The organism is Streptomyces sp. NPDC087428, assembly GCF_044744085.1.
In the GTDB taxonomy this organism is placed as follows: domain Bacteria; phylum Actinomycetota; class Actinomycetes; order Streptomycetales; family Streptomycetaceae; genus Streptomyces.
The window spans coordinates 1-21,850 of sequence record NZ_JBIUXR010000007.1; the positions used below are offsets into that span (position 1 = coordinate 1).

Annotated in this window: 18 protein-coding genes; 8 read left to right on the forward strand and 10 right to left on the reverse strand. The window is 69.6% G+C overall.

Features of this window, described 5'->3' with window-relative positions; all coding sequences use genetic code 11:
• The first annotated feature begins 180 nt into the window (after positions 1-180).
• On the forward strand, positions 181-738 hold the full coding sequence (locus tag ACIO3R_RS15945) for a GNAT family N-acetyltransferase (protein ID WP_402106071.1): 558 nt from the start codon (positions 181-183) through the stop codon (positions 736-738).
• A gap of 28 nt (positions 739-766) precedes the next feature.
• Here ACIO3R_RS15945 and ACIO3R_RS15950 read toward each other — a convergent pair whose 3' ends face one another.
• The 7 genes from ACIO3R_RS15950 to ACIO3R_RS15980 form a co-directional block, all read right to left on the reverse strand.
• Positions 767-2,329, reverse strand: a complete 1,563-nt coding sequence (locus ACIO3R_RS15950) for a type VI secretion protein (protein WP_402106073.1) — start codon at positions 2,327-2,329, stop codon at positions 767-769.
• Position 2,330: 1 nt separating this feature from the next.
• A complete protein-coding gene (locus tag ACIO3R_RS15955) occupies positions 2,331-3,749 on the reverse strand; it encodes an ATP-binding protein (protein ID WP_402106075.1) in 1,419 nt (472 codons plus the stop codon).
• A gap of 51 nt (positions 3,750-3,800) precedes the next feature.
• On the reverse strand, positions 3,801-5,351 hold the full coding sequence (locus ACIO3R_RS15960; protein ID WP_306088729.1) for an SCO6880 family protein: 1,551 nt from the start codon (positions 5,349-5,351) through the stop codon (positions 3,801-3,803).
• Positions 5,348-6,715, reverse strand: a complete 1,368-nt coding sequence (locus ACIO3R_RS15965; RefSeq protein WP_402106079.1) for a hypothetical protein — start codon at positions 6,713-6,715, stop codon at positions 5,348-5,350. The genes ACIO3R_RS15960 and ACIO3R_RS15965 overlap by 4 nt, the downstream gene beginning before the upstream one ends.
• On the reverse strand, positions 6,705-7,580 hold the full coding sequence (locus tag ACIO3R_RS15970) for a hypothetical protein (protein ID WP_402106082.1): 876 nt from the start codon (positions 7,578-7,580) through the stop codon (positions 6,705-6,707). Before ACIO3R_RS15970 ends, ACIO3R_RS15965 begins: the two co-directional genes overlap by 11 nt.
• A gap of 182 nt (positions 7,581-7,762) precedes the next feature.
• Positions 7,763-8,071, reverse strand: a complete 309-nt coding sequence (locus ACIO3R_RS15975) for a hypothetical protein (RefSeq protein ID WP_024493027.1) — start codon at positions 8,069-8,071, stop codon at positions 7,763-7,765.
• A gap of 315 nt (positions 8,072-8,386) precedes the next feature.
• Positions 8,387-9,040 (reverse strand): DUF402 domain-containing protein, encoded by a 654-nt coding sequence (locus tag ACIO3R_RS15980; RefSeq protein ID WP_385036328.1) that lies wholly within the window; start codon positions 9,038-9,040, stop codon positions 8,387-8,389.
• A 310-nt stretch (positions 9,041-9,350) separates the two neighbouring features.
• Here ACIO3R_RS15980 and ACIO3R_RS15985 point away from each other — a divergent pair, with 310 nt between their 5' ends.
• Positions 9,351-12,500, forward strand: coding sequence for a glycoside hydrolase family 2 TIM barrel-domain containing protein (locus ACIO3R_RS15985; RefSeq protein WP_402106084.1), 3,150 nt, complete (start codon positions 9,351-9,353; stop codon positions 12,498-12,500).
• Between the two features lie 58 nt (positions 12,501-12,558).
• On the opposite strand, the gene ACIO3R_RS15990 is transcribed toward ACIO3R_RS15985, so the two are convergent.
• The gene (locus tag ACIO3R_RS15990; RefSeq protein ID WP_385035632.1) at positions 12,559-13,083 is read right to left on the reverse strand and encodes a hypothetical protein; all 525 of its coding nucleotides are present in this window, start codon (positions 13,081-13,083) and stop codon (positions 12,559-12,561) included.
• A gap of 376 nt (positions 13,084-13,459) precedes the next feature.
• Here ACIO3R_RS15990 and ACIO3R_RS15995 point away from each other — a divergent pair, with 376 nt between their 5' ends.
• Positions 13,460-14,632, forward strand: a complete 1,173-nt coding sequence (locus ACIO3R_RS15995) for a hypothetical protein (protein ID WP_402106086.1) — start codon at positions 13,460-13,462, stop codon at positions 14,630-14,632.
• A gap of 17 nt (positions 14,633-14,649) precedes the next feature.
• Here the strand turns inward: ACIO3R_RS15995 and ACIO3R_RS16000 are convergent, their stop codons facing one another.
• Both ACIO3R_RS16000 and ACIO3R_RS16005 read right to left on the reverse strand, forming a co-directional pair.
• Positions 14,650-15,195, reverse strand: a complete 546-nt coding sequence (locus tag ACIO3R_RS16000; RefSeq protein WP_402106089.1) for a kinase — start codon at positions 15,193-15,195, stop codon at positions 14,650-14,652.
• Between the two features lie 60 nt (positions 15,196-15,255).
• On the reverse strand, positions 15,256-16,449 hold the full coding sequence (locus tag ACIO3R_RS16005) for a low temperature requirement protein A (RefSeq protein ID WP_402106093.1): 1,194 nt from the start codon (positions 16,447-16,449) through the stop codon (positions 15,256-15,258).
• A gap of 338 nt (positions 16,450-16,787) precedes the next feature.
• Between ACIO3R_RS16005 and ACIO3R_RS16010 the strand changes: the two genes are divergently transcribed.
• The 5 genes from ACIO3R_RS16010 to ACIO3R_RS16030 all read left to right on the forward strand — a co-directional run bounded on the left by ACIO3R_RS16010 (position 16,788) and on the right by ACIO3R_RS16030 (position 21,659).
• On the forward strand, positions 16,788-17,207 hold the full coding sequence (locus ACIO3R_RS16010; protein ID WP_402106094.1) for a hypothetical protein: 420 nt from the start codon (positions 16,788-16,790) through the stop codon (positions 17,205-17,207).
• Entirely contained in the window at positions 17,204-19,012 is a 1,809-nt protein-coding gene (locus ACIO3R_RS16015) for an alpha/beta hydrolase (protein WP_385035622.1), read from the forward strand. The genes ACIO3R_RS16010 and ACIO3R_RS16015 overlap by 4 nt, the downstream gene beginning before the upstream one ends.
• Positions 19,012-19,566, forward strand: coding sequence for a hypothetical protein (locus ACIO3R_RS16020; RefSeq protein WP_385035620.1), 555 nt, complete (start codon positions 19,012-19,014; stop codon positions 19,564-19,566). The genes ACIO3R_RS16015 and ACIO3R_RS16020 overlap by 1 nt, the downstream gene beginning before the upstream one ends.
• 96 nt (positions 19,567-19,662) lie before the next feature.
• A complete protein-coding gene (locus ACIO3R_RS16025; protein WP_363026782.1) occupies positions 19,663-20,655 on the forward strand; it encodes a bifunctional lytic transglycosylase/C40 family peptidase in 993 nt (330 codons plus the stop codon).
• 269 nt (positions 20,656-20,924) lie between these two features.
• The gene (locus ACIO3R_RS16030) at positions 20,925-21,659 is read left to right on the forward strand and encodes a phosphatase PAP2 family protein (protein ID WP_363026781.1); all 735 of its coding nucleotides are present in this window, start codon (positions 20,925-20,927) and stop codon (positions 21,657-21,659) included.
• The last annotated feature ends 191 nt before the right edge of the window (positions 21,660-21,850 follow it).

Sequence of the window (21,850 nt, forward strand, 5' to 3'; positions counted from 1 at the left end):
GACCCTGTGGGAGAGTAGGACGCCGCCGAACTCCTTTTATAGTTAAGCCCCGTGCCCTTGTGGCACGGGGCTTTTCTGCGTTCCCGACCAGAAAGACGGACTGCGGGATGCGCGCTGCGGACTGCGGGACGCCGCCGGAATCTGTTTGCACGGTGCGGGGCGGCGGGTCAGGATCGGTGCATGGACTACGTGATACGCCCGGTGCGTGCCGGGGAATGGCAGCTGGTGAAGGGACTCCGGCTGGCCGCGTTGCAGGATCCGGTGGCGCCGGTGGCGTTCCTGGAGACGTACGAGGACGCCGTGGAGCGGTCCGACGACTTCTGGCGGGAGTGGACTGCCGCTGCGTCCGAGGCGGGGGACGGCGAGGTGCGACAGTTCGTCGCGGAGGCGCCGGACGGAAGCTGGGCCGGCTCGGTGACCGTGCTGATCGAGCGGCCGGACGGGGAGAACGTGTTCGGTACGGCGGCCGATGTCCACCAGGCGCATGTGGTGGGGGTGTTCGTACGCCCCGAGGCGCGGGGCGGGGGCGTGGCCGCGGAACTGTTCCGGGCCGGCCTGGATTGGGCGTGGTCGCTGGGCGAGCCGCGGATCGAGCGCGTACGGCTGTATGTGCACGAGAACAACCCGCGGGCCTCGGCGTTCTACCGCCGGATCGGGTTCGTGCCCACCGGGGAGACCGTGCCGATGCAGGGGGACCCCACGGCCCGTGAACTGGAGTACGCGGTGGCCCGGCCGTAACCGTCCTGGTGCGGGCGCTGGCGGGGGCTCAGGGGATGCTCGGCGTGCGGAGCTGCTGGGTCCAGCGGGCGCGGCCCTGTTCGGGCGAGCGGAGCAGGGCGACGGTGGGCAGGCCCTGGTTCATGCCGGTCGCCAGCAGCTCCGGCAGCCGGGGCAGGGGCGCCACGGCTGCGACGTCGTCGAGGACCAGCGTCATTGGTGGGTCGAGCCGACCGTCGGATGACCGTGCGGCCATGCGGCGGCCGTGCTCGACCACGTCTGAGGCGAGCGCCGTGAGCAGCGGCATGGCTCCGGGGCCCGAGCGGGGGTTCTCGATGGGTTCACCCACCACATAGAGGGTGCCCCCCTCGTCCGCGAAGGAATCCAGCGCGAGCGCATCCGCCCGATTGGGGGTGCAGGCGTCGCGGATGTGGACCGCGGAGAGTGCGCCGAACGCCCGAACGGTGAGTTCCTGGGCCATCTCGCGGCGTTCGGGGTGAGCGGTGAGCGCGGACTCCAGCAGCCCGGCGAGTCCGGACGCGGCCTTGGGGTGGGTACGGAGCAGCCGCACCGGTTCGTGGGCGGTGCCGCCCTGTGCCCAGCGGTGTACCTGGCGGAAGGGGCGGCCGTCGATGGCGGCGGCGTGCAGCCAGCACTGGAGGAGCGTTTCGGCGGTGTCGGCCGTCGCCGCGTCTGTACGGGCCTGCGGCCGGACCGGGGCGAGGAGGGCCGCGGCGCGCGCGGCAGCCCGCTCCGGTAGCTCGCAGCCGGCGGTGGGGGCCCAGTGGAGCCGGGCCGGGGTGTCGCAGAGGTGGCCGGGATCGTAGATGAGGACCGGGCCCAGCTTGGCGCGGGCGTCCTTGGTCTCGGCCCAGACGCTGGGGTCGGAGGTGACGACGAGCACGCGTCCGTCGGCTTCGCTGATGGCCTGGACGACGGTGGGCCGGCGAGTGGCGGCGGGTCCGTAGACGACGAGGGGCGCGCGGGGGGAGGGCACGGCGAGCGGCGGTGCGGTCGCGAGGAGTTCGGCGGTGTCTGCGGTGGTGGCGGTGGTGGCAGTGGTGTCGGCCAGCGGTGTGGCCTGTGGCTGTTGCTGCGGCGGTGGTGCGGTGAGGAGGGCCGTGGGCTCCTGGGCCGGGACCTCGTGCGCGTACTCCTGCCGCTTCCTCAGGTCGGGCCGCTGCGGGGTGTGTTCCTGCTGGGGGTGCTCCAGTTGGTCCAGCCGTTGGGCGCGTTGCCGTGACCGTACGCCGCGCCAGCGCGCGACCACGCCCATGACGAAGATGGTCAGCACCACCAGCACCATCAGTTCGCCGATGAACAGGCCCCAGAACAGGCCGTACCCGGAGAACTCCCCCGCGGGTGTGGCCGGCCAGGCGGCCGGCAGGTCGTGCGGGGCCTCCACCAGCCGGCGCATCGCCAGCGGGGTCTCGGCGAGGGTGACGCCGTGCGGCCAGGCGCCGTGCGCGAGGAGTCCGGACAGGCCGGTGGCCGTCCAGGCCAGCAGGGTCAGCCCGAGCAAAAAGGCCAGCAGGCCGATCAGCAGCCCGTCGGGGATACCGCCGCCGCCTTCCTCGTTGCCACCGGGCCGTGCCTCGCCGCGCCGTGCCATGTCATGCCACCGTTGACTCGGACGACTCGTTGAGCCGCTGCTGGTTCTCGATCCGGGCCGCGCGCTGTTCCGCCTCCAGTTCGGCGGCCCGTACGTCCTCCGGGAGCAGGTCGACGACGGAGGACTCGGTCATCGCGCGGTCGGTGAAGACGAGGGGGCGTTCGGCCTCGGTGATCAGGTGTTTGACGACCTGGACATTGCCGTTGACGTCCCAGACGGCGATGCCAGGGGTGAGCGTGGGGATGATCTCGACCGCCCATCGGGGCAGCCCGAGCACCCGGCCGGTCGCTCTGGCCTCGTCGGCCTTCTGGGCGTAGATCGTGCGGGTCGACGCCATCTTGAGGATGGCCGCCGCTTCCCGTGCCGCGGCTCCGTCGACCACGTCGCTGAGGTGGTGGACGACGGCGACGAAGGACAGTCCGAGCCGTCGGCCGAACTTCAGGAGGCGTTGGAAGAGCTGCGCCACGAAGGGGGAGTTGATGATGTGCCAGGCCTCCTCCACCAGGAAGATGCGTTTCTTCCGGTCGGGCCTGATCCAGGTGTGCTCCAGCCAGACACCCACGATCGCCATCAGGATCGGCATGGCGATCGAGTTGCGGTCGATGTGGGAGAGGTCGAAGACGATCAGCGGGGCGTCCAGGTCGATGTCGGCGGACGTCGGCCCGTCGAACATGCCGCGCAGGTCGCCGTCGACGAGCCGGTCCAGGACGAGGGCGACGTCCAGGCCCCAGGCCCGTACGTCGTCTATGTCGACGTTCATCGCCGCGGCGGACTCGGGCTCCGGGTGGCGCAGCTGGTCGACGATGTCCATCAGGACGGGCTGGCGGTCGGCCTTCGTCTCGTTCACGAAGGCGTGCGCGACCTTGAGCGCGAAGCCGGACCGCTCGTCGAGGCCGTGGCCCATGGCGACTTCGATGATCGTGCGGAGCAGGGCGAGCTGTCCGGTGGTGGTGATCGCGGGATCGAGCGGGTTGAGTCGGATGCCGCCGTTGAGCGCGGAGGTGGGGTCGAGGCGGATGGGGGTCAGGCCCAGCTCCTGGGCGATGAGGTTCCATTCGCCGACGCCGTCCTCGCCCTGGGCGTCCAGGACGACGACCTGTCGGTCGCGGAAGCGGAGCTGGCGGAGCACGTACGTCTTCTCCAGCGCGGACTTGCCGTTCCCGGACTCGCCGAGCACCAGCCAGTGCGGGGCGGGGAGCTGCTGTCCGTACAGCTGGAAGGGGTCGTAGATGTAGCCCTTGCCGGAGTACACCTCGCGGCCGATGATCACGCCGGAGTCGCCGAGGCCGGGGGCCGCGGTGGGCAGGTAGACCGCCTGGGCCTGTCCGGTCGAGGTGCGGACGGGCAGCCGGGTCGTCTCCACCTTCCCGAAGAGGAAGGCGGTAAAGGCGTCCGACATCGCGGACAGCGGATCTCGCATGGCGTGACCGACCTCCCTCTCGTCTCTCTCGGTTCTCTCGGTCGTGTGCGGCTAGCGGCGGATGCCGGTGGCGAACGGCAGGGTGTTGACGAACGCGCGGTGGTGCTCGCGGTCGCACCACTCCAGCTTCAGGTACGACTTGCCGGCCGAGGCCCGGATCGTCCGCTTGTCACGGGCGAGGGACTCGGGCGAACGCGACGACACGGTGATGTACCCCACCAGGTTCACCCCGGCCGCGCCGCTCGCGAGATCTTCACCCCGCTGGTCGAGCCTGCCGTGGGCGGCGATGTCGCGGGGGTCGACGGTGCGGTTCATCTTGGCCTGGCGGCTGGCCTCGGCCTCGTCGTTGGTCTTCTCGGTGAGCATCCGCTCGATGGCGATCTCGGTGGGTTCGAGGTCCATGCAGACCGCGACCGTACGGATCACATCGGGGGTGTGGACGAGGAGCGGGGCCAGGAAGTTGACGCCGACGGGTGTCATCGGCCACTCCTTCACCCAGGCCGTGGAGTGGCACCAGGGCGCGCGGGTGGACGACTCACGGGTCTTGGCCTGGAGGAACGTCGGCTCGACCGCGTCCAGTTCGGCCGGCCAGGCGTTGCGCTTCGTCATGGCCTGGATGTGGTCGATGGGGTGGTCGGGGTCGTACATCGAGTGGACGAGGGAGGCCAGGCGGCTCTGGCCGAGCGGCTGGCGTACCCGGATGTCGGCCTCGGCGAGGCGGGCGCAGATGTCGGTGAGCTCGCGCGCCATGACGACGGCGAGTCCGGCGTCCCGGTCGAGCTTGCGGCCGCCGTGCGGACGGGCGGCGCGGGCCATGGCGTTGGCCTCTGCGGCGAGCTCGCGGTCGAACTCCATGCAGGCGACGAGGTAGGCGCGGTGCTGCTCGCTGGAGGTGGAAACCATGGACTGGAGCTGGTCGTAGGACTCCTGGAGCCAGCCGGGGGAGGCCTTGTCGCCGCGCTGGGCGACGTCCTTGGCGTGTGCGTCGGGGTCGGCGGGGAGGGTGCGGGCCAGCATCTGGATGCGGGTCACGAACCCGTCGCCGTTGGCGACGTGCTTGAGCAGCGTGCCGAACCGGTCGACGAGTGCTTCCTGGTCCTCGCTGTCGCGCAGCCCGACGCCGGGGCCCTCGATCTCGATCGCGGCGGTGACGGTGCGCCGGTCGGCGTGCAGGAGTACGGCGATCTCGTCCGGTCCGAAGGGTGCGGCCAGCCAGTTGATCCGGCCGATGCCGGGGGGCGGGCCGATCTCGACCTCACGCCCGTCGGCGCTCACGCCGGCCTCCATGGCGGCGGACTTGTACGCGGTGCCGCGGCGCAGGGAGCGCTTGTAGCTGCGGTTGATCTCGAACCACTTGTAGAAGGTCCGGTGCTTGTACGGGACGTAGACGATCGCCAGGGCGAGCAGCGGGAAGCCGGTGAGCAGCACGATCCGCATGGAGAGGACCGGGACGAGCAGCCCGCTCATCATGCCGAGGAACGCCCCGCCGATGATCAGGGCGATCTCGCCGGTCTCGCGGTTCTTGCCGACCATCGCGTTGGGCCTGGCCCGGCCGATGAGATACGTACGGCGGGGCGCGATCGGATGGGACTGCGTGCTCAACGCCCGCCACCTCCTGTGCTGTTGTTACCTGAACCGCCTGATCCGCGGCGTGGGCCGCGGCTGCTGTGGGGGGTGCCGGAGGTGGGACCCGATCCGCTGCGGGGCGGAGGTGCGGCGGAGGGGACAGATCCGCCGCCGACTCCGCTCCCGGAATTGCGGGAGCTGTGGGCGGCGACTCCGCCGCTGACCGGATTGGCGGGGCGTCCGCCGCCGCTGTTGTTGCCTCCGCCGCTGTCCTGGCCGCCGCCGCCGCGGCTGCTGTGGGTCTTGATGCCCTGGGAGACGAGTGCCGCGGGCGAGCTGATCATCGCGGCGGCCTGGGAGCCGTCGGTGGCCTGCTTGCGGTTGGTGCGGGCGCCCTGGATCTCGTCGCCGAAACCGGGGACGAAGCGGTAGATCATGCCGGAGGCGAAGATCGCGAGCAGGATGATGGCCAGCCCGGAGACGACGGCGGAGAACGCGTTGGGCCCGTCGTCCGACGACAGTGCGCCGGCCAGGCCGAGCACGATGACGATGACCGGTTTCACCATGATCACCGCGATCATGATGCCTGCCCAGCGGCGTACGTGTCCCCACATGTTCTTGTCGACGAGTCCCGCGTACACGGCGGTTCCGAGCAGGGCGCCGACGTAGAGCAGGGCGGCCCGGATCACGAGCTCCAGCCAGAGGATGCCCGCGGCGAGGATCGACACCAGCGAGACGACGATCAGCATGATCGGCCCGCCGCCGATGTCGGAGTCCTTCTTGAGGGCCTTGGCGAACGACCCGAAGAAGACGTCCGTCTGCCCGCCGGAGGACGAGGCGATGACCTCGGTGACGGCGTCGGTCGCGGAGACGATCGTGTACAGGATCAGCGGTGTGAACGCGGAGGCGAGGACGGTCAGCCACAGGAAGCCGATGGCCTCGGAGATGGCGGTGGTGAGCGGCACACCCCGGATCGCGCGCTTGGCGACGGCGAGCAGCCACAGGATGAGCGTGAGCACGGTGGAGGCGGCGAAGACGATCGCGTACTGCTGGAGGAAGCGGGTGTTCGTGAAGTCGACGTTGGCGGTGCTTTTGACGGCGTCGCTGAGCTTGCCGACGATCCAGGCGGCGGCGTCGGCGCAGCCGCGGCCCAGGGAGGTGAGAGGGTCCAGGGCGGGGTCGGTGCTTTTGGGTGCGTTGGACTTGCTGGTGCCTGCGCCGCCTTCGCAGTAGTCCTTGGCGGGGCCGCGGATCAGGTCACAGGCGTTACTGCCCTTGCTGGGCGTTGGGCTCGGCGAGGGTGCTGCGAATACGCGACTGGCCAGCAGCACCAGAGAGACCTGCGCAGTGCCCACAAGGGCTGTCAACGAGAGGGCGCGCCTCTGTCGTTTACCGGGCATACGTGAACCCTCCGAACTGTTCCACGGCATCGGCCATCTCTCCGGCGGGGGAGGCAGCCTGGTCACGGCCGACCGGAGCGGGGCCGTCCTTCTGCGTGAAGTCGGTGACCTTCCAGTCGCCGTCGATCCACGTGAGATCGAAGGTGTTGGTGAACCAGCTCTCGGAAACCGGGTTCTTTGAGCCCTCGCCGGCCAGACCGAACAATGCTGAGTACCAGACAGAGACGCTGGCGGCGTCGCCGTTGAACTTCACTACCTTGGTTCCGACAGGATTGGAACGTGAGATGAAGGTCTGCCCGGCAGGGGCGGTGCCGTCGGCGTTCAGGCCGATGTTCGCCAGGAAAGCTTCGCCGGAGTACACCTTGTCGAGGGCGTCTTGGCGGGCGGTAGCCACTGCCGGCGCGTATACAGCGGTTGCGATCGCACGTCGACGGTCTTTGTCGAACATCTCCGCGGACCCGAGCGCCACGGAATAGTTCGCCGCCGCGCTCTGCGCCCCCTGCTCGTCATGCGCGAACCCCGAGGGAATCGAGCCGTTCTTCCCCGTCACCGGCTTCGTCCCCGTAGCCGCGGTAGGCGCTGAGCCGGCCTTCTTGCCCTCGCTTCCCGGTGTGCCGTCGCCGCCGCCCCCGTCGCCGCCACCGCCCATGTTCGCGAAGGCGATAGCGGCCAATAGCAGGACCACCACGCCGATGACCGTGAGGAGGGAGCGGGATGTGCGGGCCGGGCGGCGGGGGCCGTAGCCGTCGCCTCCTTGGCCGTCGGGTAGGCGGGTACGGGTCTGGCGCGTACCGCCGAGGGTGCTGTAGCCGTCGTGCGAACGGCCGGAGTCGTTGCCGTAGCCGTCGTCGTCGCCGGGACTCATGCCGCGTACGCCCCCTCAACCGTTGCCTGAACCGCGTCGTGGTACGACGGTAGCCGTGCTGGTTCCCGCGCGGGCGCGGTGTGGTGACTCGACATCAGGGAGACGCAACCTCTGCCGGTGGGCACGACGGACGGATGGTGGGGACGGGGCGGGAGTGCCCCCGGACGCGGGCTGACGGCTGGTTAGACGGCCATCCCGTAGACGATGGTGAACAGGGTTCCCAGCGATCCGATGATGAACACACCGGTCAGCCCGGCAACGATCAGCCCCTTGCCCTGCTCCGCGCTGAACGTGTCGCGCAGCGCCGTCGCGCCGATCCGCTGTTTCGCCGCTCCCCAGATCGCGATGCCGAGGCAGAGAAGGATGGCGATCGCCATCACGACCTCGATCATTACGCGGGCCTCGTTGCCCAAGGTCCCGAACGGGCCCCAGTTCGGGGCGATTCCGCCGATGATGGTGGTGATGTCGCCCTTTTCAGCTGCCAGGATCATGTAAGTCACCGCCCCTGTTGGGTAGTTCGGTGCCCGTACCGCTCGGCACGAGTCACCCTCTATCTTCGCTGATGAAACTGCCTTCGCACGACGACTTGGCGGCTCTCTTTACCCGGATCTCGCACATTTGACCGGTCTGACCGCCCTGACCTGCGGATCGAATCGGTGTGTGAGTGAATTACGTATCGTTACTCTGTGTATCACGGAGCGTGACGTCGGGCAATGATTGCCATCACGCCACCTTGGCCGATCCCTGTGTCGAGGCCGGAACCGCACCCATCGGGGCAGAGGTGGCGAGGTGGGGGTGCGCATCGTTCAGAGGAGCGAGCGGCGGGGGTTGGGCGGTCGAGGGGGTGTCGTCCAGGCCGATGGTGGCCGGAAATCGCACCAGGAGCCGTCGAAGGGAAACGTTCCGGCCTCGGCGAGCCGTGCCACCGTGTCGCCCTCGGTCCGGATGGCGGCGGCTTCTTCGGCCGTCCAGTACGCGGGGTGGCCGGTCTTCTCGGCGAAGGACTGCTCGTCCTTCCAGCGCCAGGTGCGGTCCGGCGCCACGTTGAGGTCGAGTTCGTGGTCGGCGATGTCGATGTCGTCACCGTGGTGGACCCGGCGTTCCAGATTGACGTACCAGCCGCGGAACTTCTGTCTGCGCCCGAAGAGCCACAGGACGGAGTGGGCCGCGCCGGCCGGCTGGTAGAAGAGGGCGTTGCCCATCGGCCACCGGTCGGGGGCCACGGGGTAGCCCTCGGCGGGGCGGTCGTGCGGGGCGATGTCCCGCAGGTGGGTGGCGCCGCGCGGGAGGACGGTCCGCCACATCGGGGTGCCGGTCTCCATCCACACCAGCTGGCCCGCGGTCGTGCGTTCGACGAGGCGCACGGGTACGGAGGCGCTCAGGTGGCCGCCTATGAAGAAGTTCCAGTGCAGGATCTGCCCCGGCTTGTCGCTCGCGTCCTCGCCCGTGCCCGCGTCCATGCCGATGATCATGCCCGCGGCGGGGTGTCGGGACACGTGGCCGGCGGTATCCGTCGGGAGCCGGCCGCGCTCCGCCCCCGGCTGGCGCCCGCCCGCGCTGCCGCACCGCCGCCGCGGGGCGCGCGGAACCCGGCCGGCGCATACTTCCGGCCACCTTCGGCGGTACCGCTTCGCTCTTTGATGTGGTCAGGCCTCTGATGCCCGGGTGGCCTCGGCCGCGACGTCGTGGTGATCCCGCGCGGAGTCTTGCGTGTTGAGTGATTCCGTCTGATGGTGATGGTTCTTGTTGTCTTCCGTTCGGAGTCGCTTCATGAGCGCATACCGTCCGAGCCGTCGTTCCGTCCTTTCGACCGGTGCGGCCCTCGCGGGCTGGGCCGTCTTCTCAGCCCAGAGACAGGCCTTCGCCGCGGACGGTCCCGCCCCCGAGTGGTTCCAGGTCGGCAGAGAGGCGGCGCGGTCCCGGCTGGTGCCGTACGCGAGCGGCTCGGAGGCACTGCGCGGAGACATGGACAAGTCGCCCTACTTCCGTTCCCTGAACGGGACCTGGCGCTTCACGTGGTCCAGGAACCCCGACGCCCGGCCGACCGGTTTCGAGGCCCCCGGCTACGACGACGGCGGCTGGGACCGGATCCCCGTACCGTCGAACTGGGAGATCGAGGGCTACCCGGAACCGATCTATCTCAACATCCGCTACCCGTGGATCGGCTACGAGACCCCCGAGCCGCCCGCGGTTCCGCACGACTTCAACCCGGTCGGCTCCTACCGCCGCACCTTCACCGTGCCGCGCGACTGGTCGGGCCGGCGCACCCTGATCTCCTTCCAGGGCGTGAAGTCGGCGTTCTTCCTCTGGGTCAACGGCGAGCGGGTCGGCTACAGCGAGGACAGCTACACCCCCGCCGAGTTCGACATCACCGATCACGTACGGCCGGGCGACAACACCCTGGCCGTCGAGGTCTACCGCTGGTCCGACGGCAGCTGGCTGGAGGACCAGGACATGATCGACCTGTCCGGGATCTTCCGGGACGTCTATCTGTACGCGGTCGCGCCGGTCCACGTGCAGGACCTGTTCGTGCGGACCGCGCTGGACGACGCGTACCGCGACGCGGTCCTCACGGTCACCACGACCGTGCGCAACCGGGGCGGCGCCGCCGCGGGCCGCCACCGGGTCGAGGCGGTGCTGTACGACGGCCGGGGGCGCCGGGTCGGCCGTCCCCTCACCGGAGACGTCGACCCGAAGGGCTCGGGCGACGCCGAGGTGACGCTGACGGCGGACGTCGCAGCGCCCGCGCTCTGGTCGGCCGAGGACCCGAACCTCTACACCGTGGTCCTCACGCTCACCGACGGCTCGGGGCGGACGGTCGACGTCCAGCGGACGCGTACCGGCTTCCGCGAGGTCGAGTACGGGCCCGGGAAGTTCACCGTGAACGGCAAGCCCGTCATGTTCCGCGGCACCAACCGCCACGAGTCCGACCCCGACCACGGCCAGGCGATCCGCGAGCCGCGGATGCTCCAGGACATCCTGCTGATGAAGCAGCACAACATCAACGCCGTGCGCACCTCGCACTACCCGAACAGTCCGCGCTGGCTGGAGCTGTGCGACGAGTACGGCCTGTACGTCGTCGACGAGACGAACCTGGAGACGCACGGGGTGCGCGACACCGTGCCGGCCTCCCTGCCGGAGTGGACCGACGCCTGTGTCGACCGGATCCGCTCCATGGTCGAGCGCGACAAGAACCACCCGAGCGTCGTGGTCTGGTCGCTGGGCAACGAGGCCGGTGGGGGCTCCAACTTCCGGGCGATGGCCGACTGGGTGCACGCCAGGGACGCCTCCAGGCCCGTGCACTACGAGGGCATGAACGAGGTCGCCGACCTGCACAGCGAGATGTACACCAAGCCGGCGGACGTGGAGGCGTACGGCAGGTCGGGCAAGGAGACGCCCTTCATGCTCTGCGAGTACGCGCACGCCATGGGCAACAGCAGCGGCAACCTGAAGGAGTACTGGGACATCTTCGACCGCTACCCGAATCTGCACGGCGCGTTCGTGTGGGACTGGGTGGACCAGGCGATCCGGCTCCCGGTGCCGGGCGACGCGAGGCACACGTACCTGTCGTACGGCGGGGACTGGCACGACGGATATCCCACCGACGCCAACTTCTGCTGCAACGGCCTGGTCGCGGCCGACCGCACGCCGCACCCCGGTCTGCTGGAGCTCAAGAAGGTCTACCAGCCGGTCGCCGTCGACGCCGCGGACCTCGCGGCCGGGACGGTCACGGTGCGGAACAAGCACCTGTTCAGCGGCCTGGACGCGTACGAGCTGCGCTGGGACGTGACCTGCGACGGCCGCAGCGTCCAGCACGGCAGGCTCGCGGCGCCGAAGGTGGCCCCGGGCGGCGAGGGGACCGTGCGCATCCCCTACCGGAAGCCGCGGCAGCCCGAGCCGGGTGCCGAGTACTGGCTGAACGTCTCCTTCGTACTGAAGACGAAGGCCAGTTGGGCGGATGCCGGGCACACCGTGGCCGCCGAACAGCTCGGCCTCGACTGGCACACCCCGGCCCCCGCCGACCCGGCCCCCGGCACACTGCCCGCCCTCGACCTCGACGAGACCGACGCGCGGGTGCGGATCAGCGGGCGCGACATGGACGTGGTCCTGGACAAGTCCACCGGCACGCTGGCGTCGTACCGGGTGAAGGGGCGGCTGCTGCTGGCCGGCGGTCCGGTGCCGAACTTCTGGCGCGGACCCACCGACAACGACATCGGCCGCGGCGCCCAGAACTCCCTGCGTACCTGGCGGGACGCCGGCACCGACCGCGAGGTCACCTCCGTCACGACCGGCCGCCCCTCGCCCGGAGTGGTCACCGTCGAGGTGGAGTGCACCCTGCCCACCGCTCCCACGCCCTCCACCTGGACCACGGTGTTCACCGTGCGCGGGGACGGCGAGATCCGGGTCCGGCACACCCTGGAGGCTGCCGACGGGCTGCCCGATCTGCCCATGGTGGGCGCGCTGCTGACGGTCCCGAAGGGCTTCGAGCAGATCGACTGGTACGGGCGCGGCCCGCAGGAGAACTACTGGGACCGGCACACCGGCGCGTTCGTGGGCCGCTACCGCTCCACGGTCGACCAGCAGGTCGCGCCGTACGTCAGGCCCGAGCAGACCGGCAACATGACCGACGTGCGCCATCTGTCGGTCACGGACCGGTCGGGGACCGGACTTCTGGTGCGGGCCGATCCGGACGAGGGCGGACCCATGCTGGAGACGAGCGTGCTGCACCACTCGCCGTTCGACCTGGACGGGCCCAAGCACCCCCACGAGGTGAAGCGGCGCGACGAGACGATCCTGGGCGTCAACCACCGGCAGATGGGGGTCGGCGGCAACGACTCCTGGGGAGCTCCGCCGCTCGCGGAGTACCTGCTGCACGCGGGGCGCACCTACACGTACGCCTACCGGCTGCGGTCCGCGTAGCCCAGCCGGTGCCCGAGCCCGCGGGGGGCGTACCGACCCCGCGGGCCGGGCACAGCCCTCAGGCGATCGCCCCGCCCGTGCCGGTCGCTCCGCCGATGTAGTCGGTCATGCCCGCCCCGTCGTACACCGTGATGTCCACGTACGCGCCTTCGGGGATGTCGAAGTCCCAGACGCCGCGGTCCACCACGGCCGAGGTCCCCGGAGCCGAGTGCGTGCCGAGGTTGTGCGTACTGCCCTTGTACGAGTACTGGACGTGTACGTAGAACGTGTCGCCGTCGTTCCTGGTGTCGTAGACGTAGAGCTTCTCGTCGTTCGGATGGAACTCCACCTTGCCGATGAACCAATCGCCCGCGGAGAGTTCCATCTTGACGGCGTAACCTCCGGGATCGCGCTGGAAGTACGTACCGTCGAACGGGTCGCTGAGCGTGCCGCCGCTGCACGGGCATTTACCCGTGTCGCGGTAGTACGTCTTGACCGTCGGGTTCGGGCTGTAGGCCTGAGCCGGAGCGGCCGTTGCGGCCAACGCCCCTGCCAGCAGGGCCATTCCGGTGAACAGCCCGGCAACGCGTTGTTTGTTCCTCATCTCGTTTCTTCCCCCGTTCGGACGGGCGCCGTTCGGCGTCCGTCGGTCAACTCTTGCCACTGTGGCAGAGAGGGAAGAGACGGGATAGCCCACGAATGGGTAGAAGAATGAGCCGAGTTGAGGAAGAGGAACGTCCGGGTCGGATATTCCGTAAGGATGTGCGATTCAATCGAGGAAGGGGCCGGGAAAGCTTCGGGAAGGATTCGTGAATTCCCCTTCTCCTGGGCCGGATCCCGACCGGTGGCCGCCGCCCCGGCTGTGGCCGGCCGCCCGGCCGTTGACCGTCTTCGCGTCTCATTAGGGTGGTCGGGTGCGGGATTTCGTCCGGGTGCGGCCCTGCCCGTGACCTCGACGGCCGAACCGCGTTAGGAGAGATGTGCCCAAGACTGTCATCTCGCAAGAGACCGCCGCCTCGCCGTCCGTGAAGCCCGTCCCGCAGCCCTTCCTGCTGACCACACGTCAAGGGGAGGCGGCCCGCGCGCTCCTCTCGTACGTGGCAGAACTGCCGCTCGGGTCCGTCGACGCGCAGTTCCTCGCCGTCGTCGTGGCCATCCGCGCCGCGCGGGGCGGCGTGGGCAACCTCACCGGTACCGACCTGCGCTCGCTGAGGCTGGAGGACCCGCGCCGGGCCGTGGCCGATCTGGAGGCCGTCGGATGGCAGGTGCCCGGTCCGCTGGTCGACGGGGACCAGGACGTCCCGGTGGGGATCAGGGTGCCGGACATGAGCAGTGAGACGGACCACCCGCTGCCCCTGGGCAAGGGAACGCGGTCGCGGGTGTCGGGCTGGGCCATGCGCGCGCGGATCGCGAAACCGGTCAAGAAGACGTCACCGGCCACCCGGCTGGCCGCCCTGTTCCTGGCGGCCCAGAGCACCTCCGAGCTCCACGGCCGGATCCCCGACCGGCTGCCGGAGGCCTGCCGCGCCGCCGTGCCCGAACTCGCCGTCAAGGGCTTCCTCGCCGATCTCTCCGGCGACACGTACCGGCTCGACCCGGCGGTGCGCCACCTCGCGGGCCGGTTCCGTACCCCCGCCGAGATCGCGGAGGAGGCGCGCGTCGAAGCGAGCCGGACGCACTCCGCCCCCGAACCGGAGCGGATCGGCCCGGCCGAGTGGGACGCGTGGAAGTCCGGCGCCAGTCCTGCTCTGCGGCGGCACGTCGAGGCGGTCGAGCACTGCTCGCTGTGCCGGTTCTCCACCGGGCGGGTCGCGAAGGCGTTCATGTACCCCCCCGCCGACGTCCCCGCCCCCCGGTCCGTGCTCACCGCCTACGACGCCTGGGAGGACGGGCATCCCGACCGCGGTCCGCAGGCCGCGGGCTTCGCGGCGGCGTTCCGCGCCGAACACGGTCACGGCCCCTCCTACGGCCAGCTGTGCAAGGGCCTCGGCTGGAAGCTGCCGCGGTCGCTGCGCGGCTTCGTCGTGCACCGGATCGTCGCCGAGGACTGGCTGACCGACACCTCACCGGTGCCGTGGACCCTGCGTCCGGGGAGGGTCGCCCAGGCCCATGGCATCGCCCTGCCGGGGCAGGCGGCCCGCAGCGCCCGCTGACCGCGCCGCGGGGCCGGTCAGCGATCGAGCGGGGGAAGGCCGGCCAGGCCGGTCTCGGTCATGATGCGGGCCGTCGTGGCGGTCAGGCCGCTGTCCGGACCGATCACGGATTCCGTGCCGCCGGGGAGCAGGTCGCGGGGCCGGTACCAGTCGCGCAGCTCCGCCTCCCCGTACTCGTCCGCCTGCGGCTTCGTGGCGTGCCGCCGCAGTGTCTCGTCGAAGTCGATGTCCAGGTAGTAGCAGTGGGTGCGGCCGCGGTGGTCCTCGCACAGCCGCATGAGCATCGGTCCGTAGTGGTCGGCGTACAGGATGCCTTCGAGGACCACGTGGTACCCGGCGTCGAGCGAGTAGCGGACGACGGCGTCGATCAGGCCGATGTTCGCGGCGCCGGGGCGGTCGCGCTCGCGCAGGACCGTCCGGCGCAGGTTGTCCTGGCCGGCCAGTGCCAGACCGCGGCCGAACCGCTCCCGGAGGCCGGACGCGATGCTCGACTTGCCCGAGGCGGAGTTGCCCCGCAGCAGAACGAGCCGGGTCTCGGCGGTTCCCACCTTCACCCGGGCCACGCTACCGCCGGGCGCGGGAGCCGGGTGCGGGGGCGGTGCGATGGCGGGGGCGAGGGGGCATCAGACGGTTGACGACGCCCTCGTGGCACCGCGTGCGGAGAGGGTCAGCTTCGCGGCGATGAGGAGCGCGGCGAGGATGCCCGTGACGAGGACGGGCGAGGGTGTGAACGTTGCGGCGAGAACGGCGGCGACCGCGACCGGGTGCACGAGGTCGGCTGCTCCGCGCCCCACCGGGGTGGAGCGGTGCAGCAGCCACACGAGGGCGATGAAGACCGCGACCGGAACGGTGTAGGCCGCTGCCGCCGCGTGGTCGGAGAGGTGGCCGTGTCCCGCGGTGTGCGCCACGTTGAGCGCGAGGCCGGCGCCGACGGCGGCCGCGGAGGCGAAGACGAAGTAGTGCCCGTAGCCCCAGAGGAGCGCGACGCGGAGGGTGGTGAGCCGCCGGGGCGCGCTCTGCGCGAAGTACAGCCACCACAGGGCGAAGACGGTCAGGATTCCCCCGACGACGAGCGCCGCGAGGTCACCGAGAGCCGCGTGGGTGTCGAGGGAGGCGCGTACGGCACCGGTGGCGGCGGTGATCGACTCGCCGAGCACGATCAGCGTGAACAGGCCGTACCGCTCCGCGATGTGATGCGGGTGCCAGGTGGTGACGGCCGCCCGTTCGGCCAGGACGGGGACGGCGATCTCGGCGAGCACGAGGACCGCGAAGGTCGCGAGTCCACTTCCTTCGGGCAACGCGAGACGGACGACCCAGCCGGCCTGCACCACGAGGATCCCCACGGCGTAGCGCAGGCAGCTGCGGCGCCGTTCGGGATCGGCGCGGGCGGCGCGCAGCCACTGGGCGGCCATGGCGAGCCGCATGATGACGTAGCCCCAGGTGATGACCGTGAAGTCCTCGTGCCGAACCGCCTCGGTCGCGCCGGCGGCCAGGACGAGCGCGCCGGTGATCTGTACGAGGGTGAGCAGCCGGTAGGGCACGTCGTCGGTGTCGTACGCGGAGGCGAACCAGGTGAAGTTCATCCAGGCCCACCAGATCGCGAAGAACACCATCGCGTAGCCGAGCACCCCGTGGCCGATGCGCCCCTCGGCGAGTTCGTGCTCGAACGCGGTCGCCGCCTGTGCCACGGCGCTGACGAAGCAGAGGTCGAAGAAGAGTTCCAGCATGGTCGCGGTGCGGTGCTGCTCGTCGGCCAAGCGGGCGACCATCGGCCGGTGCCACGCGGACTCGTTGCGGGCGGGCTGTGAATGGCTCATGGGCGCGCATTCTTCCTGCCGGGCGGGCCGGGGCGCGGTTGATCGCGCCGGGTGGTGAAGGAGGCGCCGTTGCGGCCGCCCCGGCGATCCGGCGATCCGGCGCCCCGGCGATCCGGCGCGAGGTGCGGGGGTCCGGTTCTGGAGGACGGCACCGCGCCGGAGGAGCGTGCGGCGCGTAGGGAGAGGCGCCCCGGTCCACCGTTCGGGTGATCCGGTGGCGGTGGCGCTCCGTTGGGGGGCCAGGCGAGCAGGGGGGCTGCCCGCCTCGTGACGCAGGGAGTGCGGCGTGTCGTGGCTGCCCGGTTTGGCACAGTGCCGCTCCACGATCAAGGAGCGGGGTGAGCGGTGTGGCCGTTGTGGGGCAGCCCGGGGGGCGGCAGAGGCTGAGCGACCTGGGGGCCGGTGGTGGTGGTGGTGGTGGCGGTGGCGGTGGCGGGGACGAGCTGAGGCACAGCGACGGGGTGTGGGTGCGGGCCGCCGGTGGCGCGGAGGGGATGGCCGTGCACCTCGGGCCGGTGAGGACGGAGCTGGAGGTGGCGCACGAGGGCCTGCTCGCCGGCACTGCGGGGCTGAGTGCGCTTGCGGAGCTGGGGGCCGTACGGGAGTCGTGGGAGCGGCGCTTCGAGTCCGCGCGCCGGGAGTGCGGGTCCCTGGCCGGGAGCCTGCGGACCGTCGCACGTACCCAGGGCGAGACGGACGAGACCGTGAAGTCGTCCTTCACCGCCGTGGCGAGCCGCACGCACGGAGTCGAGCGTTGACGCCGCAGGCCGCCCCGCTGACCTGGGGCCAGTTACGGGACCTGAAGTGCGCCGAGCTGGAGGGCGCGGCCGACGGATGGGGGAAGGCGAGCAACCGCGCCGACGCCGGACGTGACCGGATCGAGAAGCAGCTGCTGAACGGCTTGCGCGAGACCCAGCAGGGCGCGGCCGCGGACGCGGCGGTGGGCAGGCTGCGGCAACTGGGCCGGAACCTGCAGTACGTGTACACGGAATGCGGCCTGGTCCGTACGGCCCTGAACAGCCTCGCCCACGAGATGAGGGCCCAGCAACGGGTGTTGCGGGACGCGTTGGACGATGCGGAGGCGCTGAGGTTCACCGTGCACGCGGACGGCTCGGTGACCTACCCGGCGGCCGGAGAAGGCCTGATCGACGGGAAGCCGTTGGCGGGCGGCACGGCGTCGGTGGGGGCGGCGCCGGGACTGCTGCCGCCGTCGGGGCTGGTGGCCCCGAACCCGAACGCGGCCAAGGCGCAGGACATCGCGGACCGGGTGACGAAGGCCGTACGGACGGCGGCCGAGATCGACTGGCGGTTCGCCGGAATCCTGCGAGAGCTGAAGGCCGAGGAGGGCCTGAAGGTCCCGGACCGGACGTGGACGGACGCGGCGCGCGACGCCGCATCGGTACGGGACGCGGCGCGCGGCTACCTGAAGGCGGGCATCCCGCTCGACGCGAGTCCGGCGGCGCGCCGGGCGTGGTGGGCGGGCCTGACGGACGAACAGCGCGAGGAGTACCTCGCGGTGTACCCGGACCAGATCGGCAACCTGGACGGCATCCCGGCCCTGGTCCGCGACGCGGCGAACCGCGACAACCTCCAACTGCTGATCGGCAAGCTGGAGGGGCGGGGCGATGCGGGGGCGGAGACGCAGTTGGCGGGGCTGCGGGAGATCGATCGGCAACTACGAGCAGGCCGTAAGCCTGGAGAGCCGCCCATGTACTTGCTTGGCATCGGAGATGAGGGGAATGGTCGCGCGATTGTTTCGTTCGGAAATCCAGACGCGTCTAGGAATATTGCTGCGTACGTTCCAGGTTTGAACACTTCCCTCGACAAGGAGTTTGCAGATAGTGATCTGAAGCGGGCGCGTGATACGGCGATCGGTGCACGGTATTACGATCCATCGAGTGCGGCAATTGTGTGGCTTGGTTACGACGCGCCGCAGTCACCAGATGGGATTAATAGTCTCGATGTAATGGGCGACGAGCGGGCCGAAAGAGGCGGCGCCGCTTTCGATCGCTTCATGGCTGGTGTTTCTGTCACGAATGAGAACCAGGATCCTCACGTGACGGCGATTGGTCACTCTTACGGTTCGCGAACAGTTGGCGCGGCGACACAGTATGAGGGAGGTATTCCAGGAGTGGATGACATTGTTCTGGTTGGAAGCCCGGGGGTGGGCGTTGACCGCGCTGAGGACCTTGGAGTGGGCAAGGATCATGTATTCGTCGGTGCGGCAGAGAATGACATCGTGACCAAACTTCCATCGAAGAAGCAGGTCGCCCTCGGTGCCGTTGGCTGGGCTGCCGCTGGCCCTGTTGGCGCGCATCTTCTCGGAGAGGTAGCGGATCAGGGAGATGATGATCTTTGGTTCGGTAGAGACCCGGCAAGTAGGGCTTTCGGTGCTCGACGTTTCCAAGTGGACGACGGGCCCAAGTTGGTAAGTGCCGAAGGTCTTTCAATTGATGCGCACTCTCGCTATTTCGATCCAAATAGAGATGCGGTGTCCGCGAACAATATTGCCCTTGTGGCAGCAGGGCGGCCGGACAAGTTGAAGACCGAGGAGTATCGGTGATGCGTGGTGCCGTCGGTTTGGTTATGGTGCTGGCTTCGTGTGCGTTGATCTCTTCTTGTGTGAGTGATGTTCGAAAGAATGGCGACGAGGGGGGCAGCATGGATATGCAAGAAGCAGCCGAGCGCGCTGACGGGCTGCTTGATGACGTCCTGAAAGAGGTTCGTCCAGAAGTCCAGTGGATGCATGGTCCGACCACCACGGGGAGTTGTGATGTGACCCGCAGAAGGGTGATCATGACCACTATCTCTACTGAGCGTCGCGGAAGCTTCTTGGGTCTGGTTGATCGGTTCTGGAGGAAGAGTGACTACAGGATCAAGGCCGTCAATAATGATGTTGATGTGCCAGCAATTTTTGCGCAAACGAGGGATGGTTTCGGGGTTAGCTTGATCGTTGGGGGCAAGGGGCAGATCTTTTTCGAGGTCGACAGCCCGTGTGTCCGAGAATCGGAGGTTGCTGAGCCCACGACTGAGCCGAACGGGCCGAGCTACGCGGATGCTGAGGTCATCCCTCGCCCCAACGTCCACTCGGACTTCTGGTCCGCCGGAGCGTCCTGATGGGCCATCAGTGACCCCGATGACTCGTACACACCGTCGAAAACGCCCATGAACCCGTCCCCGATGGGGGATGGTTGAGGGGTGCGGAAATTCTGGATGGTGGGTGGGATCGGTGTCGGGGCCGCCATGTGCTTCGTGGCGTTGCTCGTCGTCGGTACGTACTCCGCCGCGGCCGGCCTCGGGGGCGGCGGCGGTGGGGCTGTTGGGCTGGCCAAGGGGGCCGTGCCGGCCAAGTACCAGCCGCTGGTGGAGAAGTGGGGCAACCTCTGTCCGGCCATCAACCCCGCCCTCCTGGCCGCCCAGCTGTACCAGGAGAGCGGCTGGGACCCGGGCGCCGAGAGTCCGGCCGCCGCGCAGGGCATCGCGCAGTTCATCCCCGGGACCTGGGCCGGGCACGGGATCGACGGGAACAACGACGGCACCCGGGACGTCTGGGATCCCGCCGACGCGATTCCCTCCGCCGCGTCGTACGACTGTGAACTGGCCGGGTACGTGAAGAAGGTGCCGGGGGACGCGACGGACAACATGCTGGCCGCCTACAACGCCGGCGCGTACCGGGTGATCAAGTCGGGCGGGGTCCCGCGCATCGCGGAGACGGAGAACTACGTCAAGATCATCCGCTCCCTGGAGAAGAGCTTCGCCAAGCCCGTGGGCCGGGTGCAGCCCTCGCAGCAGGCCGCGGGCGCGATCTACTTCGCGCAGAAGAAGCTCGGCACGAAGTACCTGTGGGGCGGCAACGGCACGGCTGAGCAGGGCGGGCGGTTCGACTGTTCGGGGCTGACGCAGGCCGCGTACCGGACGGTGGACATCGAGCTGCCGCGGGTGGCGAACGACCAGTACAACGCCGGGCCGCACCCCTCGCGCGACGAGCTGCTCCCCGGCGACCTGGTGTTCTTCTCCGACGACCTGAACAACTCACGGGCCATTCACCACGTCGGCCTGTACGTCGGCGGCGGATACATGATCAACGCTCCGTACACTGGTGCCGTCATCAGGTTCGACAAGATCGACTCGCCCGACTACTTCGGTGCGACACGCGTCACCAAGGACGGTGCCGCAGCTCTTCCGACCACGCAGCCGGCGGCCTGACCGATGGACGTCGGTGGCCGGAACTCTCTGTGAAGCCTGGGCCCTGAGCTGCGACGATGAGTCACTCTTCGATAACGTCATGGTGATCATTCGGTGGAGAGTGGAACGTACGCACGGAACGCGTCGTTCTCTGGTTGGACCGGGGCCGCAGCCACTGACCGAGCGTCGTCCCACGTACGTGATCGAAGCGAACACGGGGGTTCGTCAAAGCGGTGCACATGGGTGTGTGCCGCAGTACCAACAGCAGACAAGGCAAGGGGCCGCGGCAGATGGCTGGACTCGCACTGGATGGGTCGAACCCCGACGTCAGCCTGCTCTACGACATCAACGGGCTCGCCAAGTCCGCTCCCACCTGGTTCGACCGGGTCATGGAGTTCATCGGCGAGTACGGGATCATGCTCGGCATGGTCCTGGTGGTCCTGTGGTGCTGGTGGAGTGTCCGCAGGCGCGGCACCCTCGAGGATTCGGTGACGGCTGTCTCCGGCATCGTCTGGGCGCCGCTCGCCGCGGGGATCGCACTGCTCATCAACATCCCGATCCGCGGATTCGTTGAACGGCCGCGGCCGTTCAAGGACCACCAGGGGCTTGACGTCCTGGTGGACGGGAAGAACGACTTCTCCTTCGTGAGCGACCACGCCACGATGGCGATGGCCCTCGGCGTCGGACTCTTCGTGGCGAACCGCAAGTTCGGTATCGCGGCGATCGGGCTCGCGCTGCTGGAGGGGTTCTGCCGGATCTACATGGGCGTTCACTACCCGACCGACGTCATCGGCGGTTTCGCCCTCGGCACGGCTGCCGCGCTGCTTCTCGCGCCGCTCGCGATGATGCTGCTCACGCCCCTGGTGGGCGCCGTCTCGCGGTCTCCCCGGCTGGGCCGGCTCGTACGGTCACGCCGGCCGCTGTCGACGGCAGGGGCGGGAAGCGGGGGCGAGGCCCTCGGGATTCCCGAGCCGCGGCCCGGATCGGGCGGCAGCGGTGACGGCGAGAAAGGTCTCGCGGCGTAAGGGCGCGGACGCTTGACGACGACGCAGGTGCCTGACGGCTCAGCCCCCTGATGGCTCAGGTGCTTGACGGCTCAGCCCCCTGATGGCTCAGGTGCTTGACGGCTCAGCCCCCTGATGGCTCAGCCCCCTGATGGCTCAGCCCCCTGATGGCTCAGCCCCCCGACGGCTCAGCTGCCCGAAGCCGCTGGGCC